We start from the raw sequence: 12,245 nt of genomic DNA, 5'->3' as shown, positions 1-12,245 counted from the left end.
AAAAATTTTTTCACTATTGATTATTTAAAAATATATTTGTATGAATTATTAATGACTTAAAATGATACACACAACAAACACAATACGAGTACGTTACGGAGAAACAGACCCTATGAAATATGTCTATTACGGTAACTACGCAGAATATTTCGAAGTGGCAAGAGTTGAACTTTTCCGTACCCTCGGGATGTCATACGACGAGATAGAAAAAAGAGGAATTTTCTTACCTGTTTCAGAATATAAAATTAAGTATTTGAAACCAGGACTTTATGACCAACTTTTGGAAATTCATACCTATGTCAAAAAAGTCCCGGGAGTTAAGATCGAATTCGATTATGAGATCTATAACGAAGATAAAATTAAAATCACCGAAGCTTCTACTACCTTATTTTTCCTGGATGCTGAAACCAACAAAATTGTAAGATGTCCGGATTTTTTATTGGACCTGATCAAGGAAAACTGGAAAGAATGAATTGTCTTTCCTTAAATTTTCAATATATTCGGAATCAAAATAAACCTTAAATGAAAAAATTACTCTCAATAGTTTCATTATCTATCGTATCATTATTTTCAGCACAGCAAAAAACCTATTGCAACCCTATCAATATAGATTATGGTTACACGCCGTTCGAAGTTTTCTCCAAACAAGGGAAACACCGCGCAACTGCCGACCCAGTCATTGTTAATTTTCAGAAAAAGCTATTTTTGTTCTCTACCAATCAGGAAGGCTATTGGTATTCTGACAATATGCTGGACTGGAAATTCGTTCACAGAAAATTTCTCTTAGATAACAAATATACGCACGACCTAAACGCTCCGGCAGTTTGGGCAATGAAAGATACTTTATATGTTTTCGGTTCAACTTGGGAACAGGATTTTCCGATTTGGAAAAGCACCAATCCAACAAAAGACGACTGGAAAATCGCAGTCGATACTTTGAAAGTTGGCGCTTGGGACCCGGCATTTCATTATGATGAAGACAAAGACAAACTTTATCTCTATTGGGGCTCAAGTAATGAATGGCCTCTTCTCGGAACCGAAGTCAAAACAAAAACTCTGCAATCTGAAGGTTTTGTAAAACCCGTCATCAGACTGAAACCAGAAGACCACGGCTGGGAAAGATTTGGGGAATATAATGACAATGTATTTCTTCAGCCCTTTGTAGAAGGTGCTTGGATGACTAAACATAATGATAAATATTATCTTCAATATGGTGCACCTGCAACGGAATTCAGTGGTTATTCAGACGGCGTTTATGTTTCAAAAAATCCATTAGAAGGCTTCGAATACCAGCAACACAATCCGTTTTCTTATAAACCCGGAGGCTTTGCAAGAGGCGCAGGACACGGCGCAACTTTTCAGGATAATTTCAATAATTGGTGGCACGTTTCCACGATTTTCATTTCGACCAAAAATAATTTCGAGAGACGCTTGGGAATCTGGCCGACAGGATTTGATAAAGATGATGTGATGTATACCAATACAGCCTATGGAGACTATCCGACTCTTCTTCCGCAATATGCACAAGGAAAAGATTTCTCCAAAGGATTATTTACCAATTGGATGTTATTGAATTATAACAAGCCCGTTCAGGTTTCATCGACTTTAGGCGGTTATCATTCTAATTATGCAGTGGATGAAGACATCAAAACGTATTGGTCTGCAAAAACCGGAAATTCCGGAGAATGGTTTCAAACTGATTTGGGAGAAGTTTCCACAATCAACGCAATTCAAATTAATTATGCTGACCAAGATGTTGAGTTTATGGGAAAAACACTCGGTAAAATGCACAAGTACAAAATCTACGGTTCCAACGACGGCAAAAACTGGAAACTGATTGTTGACAAATCAAAAAACCAAACCGATGTTCCGCACGATTATGTAGAATTGGAAACGCCAGCAAAAGCAAGATTCCTCAAAATGGAAAATCTGAAAATGCCAACAGGAAAATTCGCTTTGAGCGGATTCCGAGTTTTTGGAAAGGGCGCCGGAACAAAACCTGCGAAAGTCCAAAACTTTGTCCCTCTTAGAGCCGACCCGAAAAAATATGGCGAGAGAAGAAGCATCTGGTTCAAATGGCAACAGAATTCTGACGCGGATGGCTATGTTATCTATTGGGGGAAATCACCTGACAAATTATATGGAAGTATTATGGTCTATGGCAAAAACGAATATTTCTTCACAGGAGCAGACAGAACAGATGCTTATTATTTTCAAATTGAGGCTTTTAACGCAAACGGGATCTCTGAAAGAACAGAGGTTGTAAAATCAGAATAAATTTTAAAGTTTTTCAAACAAAAATTCAAGCTTTCGGAGTCAATCTTCGAAAGCTTTTTTATTTTTTCTGATTATTATTTCGAAATATTAAATTCTCATTAATTCAATGATTTTTAAAATTAGATTAATATTCATTAATAAACTCAAATTTTAAGAGAAAAATACTCAACATTTTTTCATCAATTGAAATAATTTTATAAATTTATAAGAAATAAGAGAATTAAAATAGAATGGAGTTTTTTCTGACATCAGAAGACAATGATGACCGACCGATTTTCGTTACCGGGAATTTTAACAAATGGAATCCGAAAGATTCAAAGTTTGAATTGGAAAAATTGAATGAGGATAATTATTTCATCAATATTCCCGACGAAATTTTAAATGATGAAATCGAATATAAATTCACAAAAGGCGGTTGGGAAAACGTAGAGATTGACAAATATGACAACATCACACCGAACAGAAAAATAAGAAAGGAGGAAAAGAAAACACAGGATTCGGTTGAAAAATGGAGACTGAATTGGGGACCTTTCAAGCAGGAATTTTTCCCGATTGTAGAATTGGTGGATGAAGAATTTTATATTCCTCAACTCGATAAGACAAGGAAAGTATGGGCACTTTTGCCTTATGATTATTACGGTTCAGAGAAGAGTTATCCGGTTTTGTATCTTCAGGATGCACAGAATTTGTTCAATGAAGGTTCGGCTTACGGGAATTGGGAAATTGATAAAAAATTATCCCTGCTGGCAGAATATGGTCGCGGCGATCTGATCGTAATAGCTGTTGAACATGGCAATGATGACAGAATCAAGGAATATATTTTCGATAATGAAGATGTAACGAAAAATGCAGAAGGAAAAAAATATCTAAGATTCATCACAGACACTTTGAAACCTTGGATTGACAAAAATTACAGAACTAAAAAAGATAGGGAAAACACAGGAATTGGCGGAAGTTCTTTGGGTGGATTGATTAGCATTTATGGGGGATTTCTTTATCCGGAAGTCTATTCCAAATTATTGATTTTTTCGCCGTCGCTTTGGGTTGAGCCTGAAAATGATTTCCCGATGATAAACTTCACGAATCCTTACAAGATCAAAGTTTATCTCTACGGCGGAAGATTAGAAGGCTCCCGAATGGTAGGAAGAATCAGATTATTTGAAAAAGCTTTGAAAAAATTGACAGCTCAGAAATCATTTGATTTTGAAGTCAGGACCAACATCAGCGACAAAGGAACGCATCAGGAATTTTTCTGGTCCCAGGAATTTCCAAGAGCAGTAGAATGGCTTTACATAGATAGTCTCGAAAGTCCTGTGAAAGCCAAAAATGAATTAGAAAATGACATCAATAGCGTCGGGCTTTAGCCTGATGAAGAATTAAATATTGTATTTGGCTTTAGCCAAAACTTATAAAAATTATGATCAAAATTTACAATAAGAAAGAATCAACAACTCAAAACATATATCTGTTCAGCGAAGATGATTGGGAACAGGAAAAAAGTTCGCATCCGAATGTTGAACTATTCTTCAATGGGAAAAAGAATGAAGTTTTCATCAAAACTCAGTCTGATAAATTTGATTTCTTCATTGGAATTGGAAAAGATTCAAAAGGATTCGAGATTCAAGCTATCGCCAACAAATTTGCTAATGATTACAAAAAAAATCTGCAGGCGGTTCCAACTTCGGTTCATTCAAAGTTAAGATTGAATTTGACGGAAGAATTTGTAAAAGGTTTATTCTTGGGAACGTACCTCTACCCTTTTGAAAAATCGCATCCGTTTTGGCAGGAGAATTTTGAACTTCATTTTGAAAATATTTCTGAGGAAGAAGGAAAAGATCTAGCCTTGAAAACAGAAGCACTTTGCAACGGACAATTTGCCGGAATGGAATGGCTGAATAAACCAGCCAATCACAAAAAAGTGAATCAGATTTCAGATTTTTTGAAATCGACCGCAGATAGATATGGATTAAAATATAAATCATTCAACAGAGAAGAATCAATAAAAGAAGGTTTGGGAGCGTTTGTCGCTGTGAATCAAGGAAGTTCGCAGGAGGCATCTTTCACGATTTTAGAATACAATTGCGAAAAAGATAACGCAAAAACCTTTGGATTAGTTGGAAAGTGCGTTTTGTTCGACACAGGCGGAATTTCCATCAAACCGTCTGATAATATGCATTATATGAAAAGCGATATGGGCGGAGCAAGCGCAGTTATCGGAGCTTTGATCACAGCTTCGGAATTGAAACTTCCTGTTAATATCATCGCTATTCTTCCGATCACGGATAATGCAGTTTCGGAAAATGCATATTTACCGAGCGATGTTGTGACAGCTTACAACGGAAAAACAATCGAAGTCCTGAACACCGATGCAGAAGGAAGAATGACTTTGGCAGACGGACTTTCATACTTATCAAAAAATTACAAAACTGATGTTCTGATAGATTTGGCAACGCTTACGGGAAGTTCGGTCAGAATGTTCGGATACACTTGTGGAGCTTATTTCTCGAACAATAATGATTTGAAAATCAAACTGGAAAAATCTGCGGATAAAACCAACCAAAGACTTTGGAATCTCCCACTTTGGGATATTTGGAAAGATGATTTCACTTCAGATGTTGCTGATTTCAAAAACATCTCGATGAAACCATTTGGTGACTGCATTATTGCTGGAAAATTTTTGGAACAGTTTATAGAAGAACATCCAAATTGGGCACATCTTGATATTGCCGGCGTTGCTTTTGGAAATGTTGGTTATGCCAAAGATAAAGCGGCGACAGGTTATGGCGTTCAACTCTTGTTAGATTTAATTGAAAATTATTAGACTAGATTAAAGAAGTAAATCTTTATACATTTTACTTTCTACACAATACAATTTTGAAAATGAATATGGAAAAAACGATTGTCTGTATCTCCTGTTATTACAAAGGTTACGATTTTATGGACGAGTGCAAAAAAATCGGGAACAAAGTCATTCTCATCACTTCGGAAAACCTGAAGGAAAGACCTTGGCCTTGGCACGCTATCGATGAAGTTTATTATATGCCAGAGCTAGAACCTTCGGTTTGGAATCTTGACCATTTGGTTCAGGGATTCGCATATTTGATGAAAAATCATCAGATCGATGCTGTGATCGCATTAGATGATTTCGATGTGGAAAAAGCAGCGATGATTCGCGAAACTTATCGTATTCCTGGAATGGGGCAGACAACGCATCGTTATTTCAGAGATAAATTGGCAATGCGCCAACAGGCAAAAGACAACGGAATTTCTGTACCAGAGTTTTCCTCGATTTTCAATGATGCGAAATTGCATCAATTCACACAAGATGTTCCCGGACCTTGGGTATTGAAACCTCGTTCCGAAGCTTCAGCCAGCGGAATCAAAAAAATCAATTCAGCCGAAGAACTTTGGCCGGCTGTGGAAAATCTTGGTGATGAACGTTACAAATTTCTTTTAGAATCTTTCAAGCCAGGCGATGTTTATCACGTGGATTGTCTGGTTTACAATAAAGAAATTGTGTTTTCCTGCTTTTCAAAATATCTTTCTCCTCCGATGAAAGTTTCTCATGAAGGTGGTGTTTTCCGCACCAAAACTTTGGATAAAAATTCAGAAGAAGCAAAAGGCTTAAACGAAATTAACAAACAAGTTCTGGACAAATTCGGAATCCAAAACGGCGCAACTCACAGCGAATATATCAGAGGAACTGACGGACGGTATTATTTCCTTGAAACGTCTTCCAGAGTTGGTGGTGCTCATATTCCTGATATGGTGGAAGCTGCAACCGGAGTCAATATCTGGAGAGAATGGGCAAAATTGGAAAATGCTCTTTTAGACGGAACTCAATATTCGGTTAAAGAAACTCAGAATTTATTTGGTGGATTGATTGTAGCATTAGCAAAAGATAAACATCCTGATACTCAGAATTTACAAAGTGACGAAGTGGAAAAGTTCTTACCAATCGATTATCATATAGGGATTGTTTACAAGGCAAAAACTGCAGATATCATCGAGGAAAGATTGGACCAAGCAGCAGAAGTTGTCACAGAACAGATTCTGAATATTCTTCCACCAAAAGATAAACCAACGAGTTAGATTTTTGTCTTCGAGAACCTCAGACTGACAAAAAATCAATTATAAATTACCATCTATCAACTATAAAAAGATGCCACAAATAACACATACAGATTATTATTCACACATTCTTGGAATGAGCCTTCAGGTCGAAGTCACAGGACATTTCGGATATCCGATCATTATGTTCCCGACTTCTCAGGGTTCTTATACTCAGAATGCCGATTTCCATTTGAACGGAAGCATTTCGCACTTCACAGACAATGGAATTTTGAAATTATTCAATGTTCAAACAATTGATAAATTCAGTTTTTATGACAAAGGGATTTCACCTTACGAAAGAATCAGAAATTATGAAATGTATGTTCAGTTTTTGGTTCAGGAATTCATTCCTTATATCCAAAGAACTCATAACACACATCGTGTAGCTGTTGCAGGTGCAAGTTTCGGAGGTTATCACGCAGCTAATTTTGCATTTAGATTTCCGGATCTGGTTTCGCATCTTTTCTGTTTGTCGGGCGCATTTTCTATACGAAGTTTTATGGATGGTTATGATAATGATCTGATCTACTTCAATTGCCCTGACGAATTTGTAAAGCACGATGCTGCTTGGCGATACAAACATATGCACATCGTCCTCAGCACATCCGACCAGGATATCTGCTTGGAACCAACAAGAAAAATGGCAGGTATCTTAACGGAAAAAGGAATCAATCACTGGTATGATGAGCAAAAATGGATAAACCACGACTGGCCATTGTGGAGAATGGTTTTCCCAAAATTTATTGGAAGATTTTTCGGGTAAATTTTAAAATAAATCTCTCGCAGATTTTATTGATCTAGCAAATATATAATTATGAAAAATCTGCGTAATTTGCTTAATCAGCGAGGCAAATAATTTTAAATTAATAAAATAAACATACAAACTTCGGACTTCGGACATCCGTCTTCCGACCTTAAAAAACAAAATTATGGCAAAAAAAATTGGAATTTTATTCGGGATGGAAGACACTTTTCCTTGGGCTTTTATTGATAAAGTCAATGAACTGGGCAAAGGAGAATATATTGCAGAACCTGTCCAAATCGATAAACTGGAACAAGGTGCTGATTATGGTTATGCCGTGATTATCGACAGGATTTCACAAGACGTACCTTTCTACAGAGCTTATCTTAAAAATGCGGCTGTTAACGGAACTTACGTTATCAATAATCCATTTTGGTGGAGTGCAGATGAGAAATTCTTCAATAATGCATTGATGTCAAAAATAGGGATTCCGTTGCCGAAAACCGTTTTGCTACCTTCTCACGAAAGACCAACCAATACTTCGGAAACCTCATTCAGAAACTTGAAATTCCCTCACGATTGGGAATATATTTTCAATTATATCGGATTTCCGGCTTATATGAAACCTCACGACGGTGGTGGCTGGAGAAATGTCTATCGAGTTGAAAGCCCTGAAGATATGTGGGCAAAACACTCTGAGACAGAACAATTGGTAATGATGGTTCAGGAAGAAATTGTTTTCGAGGATTATTACAGAGTGTATTGTCTAGGCAGAAAATACGTTCACATTATGCCTTATGAACCAAGAAATCCGCACCATTTGAGATATGCAACAACGCATCAAACCGGAGGAAAGGAACTCGAAAAACTATTAAAAACCATTACAGATTATACAATTAAAATGAACGAAGCCTTGGGCTACGATTTTAACACTGTTGAATTTGCTGTAAGAGACGGGATTCCTTATGCGATTGATTTCTGTAATCCGGCTCCTGATGCGGACAGAAACTCCGTTGGAGAAGAAAATTTCCAATGGATTGTAGAACACGCTGCAAAGCTGGCAATTGAAAAAGCAAAAGATTATAAGCCTGGAAAAATCAATATCGATTGGGGAAAATTTGTAACCAATCAGCTTTAAAAAAATAATAATATTTATGGCAGCTTAATCCGCCCTCCGTTCCCGCTTTTTTCTTTTTTATCAAAAAAAGAAAAAGAGCTCCACTCAGGTCGGGCTGCGTGTAATTCACTGTTAAACTAACTATTACTAACTTTAATTTACAAACACAAAGAAAAAATATGCACAAATTCACAATAGGTGTGGAAGAAGAATACCAGATCATAGATGCGGAAAGCCGCGATCTGGTCTCTCACGTTTCCAAAATCATTGAAGGAGGAAAAGCCGTTCTAAGCGAAAACTTAAAACACGAGATGCACGAATCTGTTGTTGAAATGGAAACAGGCATCTGTGAAAATATCCAACAGGCGCGCCAGGAATTGACAGACCTCAGAAGACATCTCGTAAAAACGGCTCACGACCAAGGGTTGCGAGTTTCGGGAGGCGGAACACATCCATTTTCGCACTGGAAAGATAATATCATTACCAAAGATGCCCGTTATGATAAAATCGTGAGTGATATGGGCGACGTTGCAAGGTCGAATCTGATTTTCGGTTTGCACGTTCATATTGGGATTCCTGACCGTGAAGAAGGCATCAGAATCCAGAATGTGATGCGTTACTTTTTGCCTCACGTTTACGCCTTATCAACTAATTCTCCGTTTTGGGTTGGACGATTGACTGGTTTCAAATCTTACAGACAGGAAGTTTTTGCTAAATTCCCAAGAACGGGATTACCAAGTTATTTCAGTAGTGTGGCGGAATTTGATGCTTATGTCAATCTGATGGTAAAAACCGGAACGATTGATAATGCGAAGAAAATCTGGTGGGATTTGAGAGTTCATCCATTCTATCCTACGATTGAATTTAGGATTTGTGATATGCCTTTGACAATTGATGAAACTGTTTGTCTGGCAGCAATTATGCAGTCTTTGGTTGCGAAGGTTTATAAAATGCACCAGCAAAACACAAGCTACAGAAGCTACAGAAGACTTCTGCTGACAGAAAACAAATGGCGTGCTTCCAAAGATGGAATCGATGCACATCTAATTGATTTCGGGAAAGAAGCAAGTGTTCCATATCGTGACCTTTTGGAAGAATTATTACTTTTTATTGATGATGTTGTTGATAATCTAGGTTGTAGAAAAGAAGTTGAATACGCAAGAGAAATCGTCAAAAACGGAACGGGCGCCGACAGACAATTGAAAGTTTTTCACGAAAGCGGCGGTGATATGAAGAAAGTCGTGGATTACATGATCTATGAGACAGAGAAAGGGCTTTTGTAATTATTAATTTTATTCTGTAATTTAATAAATTAAAGAAATATTTTCAATTTTGTAAATTTGCAAAAAGAATTGGTTATGAACATTGAAACAACCAAATTGGAACTAATGAAACTTCTTTTAAATACTCAGAAAGAAAGTGTCCTTGAAAAGATAAAAGATATTTTTCAGAAAGAATCTTCTCAAGATTGGTGGGAAGAAATGAATGAAGAAGAGCATCAAGATATTGAACTGGGACTGAAAGAAACTGAAAACGGGCAAGTAAAGTCACATCAAGATGTGATGAAATTGTTTAATGAATGGAAATAGAAATCGTCTGGACAAATCGTGCAGAAAAAGGGCTTTTCAAAACAATTGAATATCTAAAATCAAATTGGACAAAAAAGGAAATTCTGCGATTGGAAGACAATATCCATAAATTCATTGAACGAATCAAATTACAGCCAAGTCTATATCCTAAAACTATTAGATTCAAACATCTGCATAAAGGAATGGTTGATGAAAATAACTATATCGTTTACAAAATAAATCCGAAAAAGAAACAAATTGTAATAATTAATTTCAGAGACGGTAAGCAAAAATCAATTTATTAAAGACAATTATGAATATGAGTAAAAATGATGTAAGAATTGCACTTCTTGATATGAACAATAATCATCCAAATCAAGGGATGAGAAACATAAAAGAGCTATCGAAAGCGTTTCAGGAGCAGTCGGAATACGATGTTTCCGTGGAGCTTTTTGATGTTCGTTATAAAAATGAAATGCCAAATATTGAAGATTTTGACATTTTCATCTCTTCCGGAGGACCAGGAAATCCACATCGTGAAGGTTATGAATGGGAACAGAAATTTGCTGATTTTCTGACGCAAATATGGGAGCATAATAAAACCAATGAGCAGAAAAAATATCTGTTTTTGGTTTGCCATTCTTTCCAATTGGCGGTGATTCATTTCGGAATTGCGAATGTCTGCAAAAGAAAATCGTATTCATTTGGTGTGATGCCAATTCATAAATCGGAAGACGGCGAAACGGAATTTTTATTTAAAAATCTGGCCGACCCTTTCTACGGCGTAGATTCCAGAGCTTATCAATGTATTGAGCCAAACCAGGAACGACTGGATGAGCTGGGAATGAAAATCGTGGCTTTGGAGAAAATCCGCCCAACGGTTCATTTGGAAAGAGCTATGATGGCCGTTCGTTTTTCTGATGAGATTTTTGGAACGCAGTTTCATCCGGAAGCTGACCCGCTTGGTTTCATCAAAAATCTGGAGGACGAAAAAAATAAAACAGCGATGATTGAAACTTTCGGGATGGAAAAATATCTAGAAACGATTGACAGAATGGACGATGATGACAAAATCGTATTGACCAGAGCGCAAATCGTTCCAAGGTTTTTACAACTGGCTTCTGAACAAATCACCAAGAACTTAGAATTTCATTGAAGTGAAATGTGAGAAGAAAAGTGAATGTTTTTCTTCTTCTTTCTTACTTCTCACATTTTACTAATAACTTCCAAAAAACGCAACTATGATTCCAAAATACAGAACTCAATTCAACGGAGAATTTTCTCAGGAAAAATATCAAAAAGTCAACGAATTGATAAAAGAGAAATGCGGTAACGAAGCCGCGTTTCGACTTTCTGAAAGTCCGATTTTCTTAACCAAAGATTTCCAGCAAAAACTGGAAGATGCTTCTCAGTCTATTATTTCGCAAATCAAAGAAATGTCTGATGAAGAGCTCAGCAAAGCAATTCCTGCGAATTGTAATGTCCCGAATGACACCAAAAAACCACATTTTGTAGCGATTGATTTTGGAATTTGTCAGGATGAAAATGGAAATGTAATTCCGCAGTTGATAGAATTGCAGGCTTTTCCGAGTTTGTTCGGATTTCAAAAGTTGTTTGAAGAAGTGATTACCGAGGTTCATCCTTTTCTGGACGAATTGAAAAACTCACTTCCGAAAGATGAATACATTCAAAAACTGAAACAGGTTATCGTTGGAAACGAAAATCCTGAAAATGTGATTCTATTGGAAATCTATCCTGAAAAACAAAAAACAGCAATTGATTTTGTCCTGACTGAACAATATCTTGGCATCAAAACGGTTTGCTTGACGAAAATCAAAAAGGAAGACAAAAAGTTATTCTATGAAAATGATGGAAAATTGATTCCTATTAATAGAATCTATAATCGTGTGATCTTTGATGAACTGGATAAGATCGAAGGTTTGGAAACTGAATTTGATTTCCGAGAAGAAATTGATGTCGAATGGATCACGCATCCGAATTGGTTTTTCAAAATCTCAAAATACATTCTTCCAAAACTGAAACACGAATTTGTTCCTAAGAGTTATTTCTTGCCAGATTTCCCTAAAGCAGAACAATTGGAAAATTTCGTTTTAAAGCCTCTTTTTTCCTTTGCAGGAAGCGGCGTGAATCTCGATCCAACTCCAGAAATCATCAATCAAATTGAAGATAAAGAAAATTACATCCTTCAAAGAAAAGTAAATTACGTACCACTTTTTGAAGACATCAATGGACAATTTTCCAAAGCTGAGATCCGTTTACTTTTTGCGTGGAATCCAGAAGAAGAAAATCCCGAACTTCTTGTGAATCTTGTAAGAATGACCAAAGCTGCAATGGTGAATGTAGATTTCAACAAGAAAGATGCAATCTGGATCGGGAGTTCTATGGCGTTTTTTGAGAAATAACTTTA

Annotated in this window: 12 protein-coding genes; all 12 read left to right on the top strand. The window is 36.6% G+C overall.

What is annotated here, in order from left to right; translation table 11 throughout:
• The first annotated feature begins 61 nt into the window (after positions 1-61).
• The 12 genes from BLT30_RS05255 (at position 62) to BLT30_RS05200 (ending at position 12,240) form a co-directional block, all read left to right on the top strand.
• Positions 62-472: an acyl-CoA thioesterase gene (locus BLT30_RS05255; RefSeq protein WP_089872054.1), complete on the top strand. Its 411-nt coding sequence runs from the start codon at positions 62-64 to the stop codon at positions 470-472.
• A 50-nt stretch (positions 473-522) separates the two neighbouring features.
• Positions 523-2,277 (top strand): discoidin domain-containing protein, encoded by a 1,755-nt coding sequence (locus BLT30_RS05250; RefSeq protein ID WP_089872052.1) that lies wholly within the window; start codon positions 523-525, stop codon positions 2,275-2,277.
• Between the two features lie 230 nt (positions 2,278-2,507).
• Positions 2,508-3,641: an alpha/beta hydrolase-fold protein gene (locus BLT30_RS05245; protein WP_089872050.1), complete on the top strand. Its 1,134-nt coding sequence runs from the start codon at positions 2,508-2,510 to the stop codon at positions 3,639-3,641.
• Positions 3,642-3,694: 53 nt separating this feature from the next.
• Complete coding sequence (locus tag BLT30_RS05240) at positions 3,695-5,098, top strand: M17 family metallopeptidase (RefSeq protein ID WP_089872049.1); 1,404 nt, start codon at positions 3,695-3,697, stop codon at positions 5,096-5,098.
• Between the two features lie 59 nt (positions 5,099-5,157).
• Positions 5,158-6,369, top strand: coding sequence for an ATP-grasp domain-containing protein (locus tag BLT30_RS05235; RefSeq protein ID WP_245707117.1), 1,212 nt, complete (start codon positions 5,158-5,160; stop codon positions 6,367-6,369).
• Between the two features lie 70 nt (positions 6,370-6,439).
• Positions 6,440-7,153 carry an alpha/beta hydrolase-fold protein gene (locus BLT30_RS05230; protein ID WP_089872047.1) on the top strand — a complete coding sequence of 238 codons (714 nt, stop codon included), beginning with the start codon at positions 6,440-6,442 and terminating at the stop codon, positions 7,151-7,153.
• A gap of 166 nt (positions 7,154-7,319) precedes the next feature.
• Positions 7,320-8,270 carry an ATP-grasp domain-containing protein gene (locus BLT30_RS05225; RefSeq protein WP_089872045.1) on the top strand — a complete coding sequence of 317 codons (951 nt, stop codon included), beginning with the start codon at positions 7,320-7,322 and terminating at the stop codon, positions 8,268-8,270.
• A gap of 158 nt (positions 8,271-8,428) precedes the next feature.
• A complete protein-coding gene (locus BLT30_RS05220) occupies positions 8,429-9,532 on the top strand; it encodes a carboxylate-amine ligase (protein ID WP_089872043.1) in 1,104 nt (367 codons plus the stop codon).
• Between the two features lie 75 nt (positions 9,533-9,607).
• Positions 9,608-9,838, top strand: coding sequence for a hypothetical protein (locus tag BLT30_RS05215; RefSeq protein WP_089872041.1), 231 nt, complete (start codon positions 9,608-9,610; stop codon positions 9,836-9,838).
• On the top strand, positions 9,829-10,122 hold the full coding sequence (locus BLT30_RS05210; protein ID WP_089872039.1) for a type II toxin-antitoxin system RelE/ParE family toxin: 294 nt from the start codon (positions 9,829-9,831) through the stop codon (positions 10,120-10,122). Before BLT30_RS05215 ends, BLT30_RS05210 begins: the two co-directional genes overlap by 10 nt.
• Positions 10,123-10,130: 8 nt before the next feature.
• The gene (locus BLT30_RS05205; RefSeq protein WP_245707116.1) at positions 10,131-10,973 is read left to right on the top strand and encodes a type 1 glutamine amidotransferase; all 843 of its coding nucleotides are present in this window, start codon (positions 10,131-10,133) and stop codon (positions 10,971-10,973) included.
• 85 nt (positions 10,974-11,058) lie between these two features.
• Complete coding sequence (locus BLT30_RS05200) at positions 11,059-12,240, top strand: hypothetical protein (RefSeq protein ID WP_089872037.1); 1,182 nt, start codon at positions 11,059-11,061, stop codon at positions 12,238-12,240.
• Positions 12,241-12,245: the final 5 nt, after the last annotated feature.

Source organism: Epilithonimonas hungarica (assembly GCF_900102265.1).
GTDB classification, from domain to species: domain Bacteria; phylum Bacteroidota; class Bacteroidia; order Flavobacteriales; family Weeksellaceae; genus Epilithonimonas; species Epilithonimonas hungarica.
The sequence above is the reverse complement of the archived record's forward strand: the minus strand, read 5'-3'. Positions and strand labels throughout refer to the sequence as shown.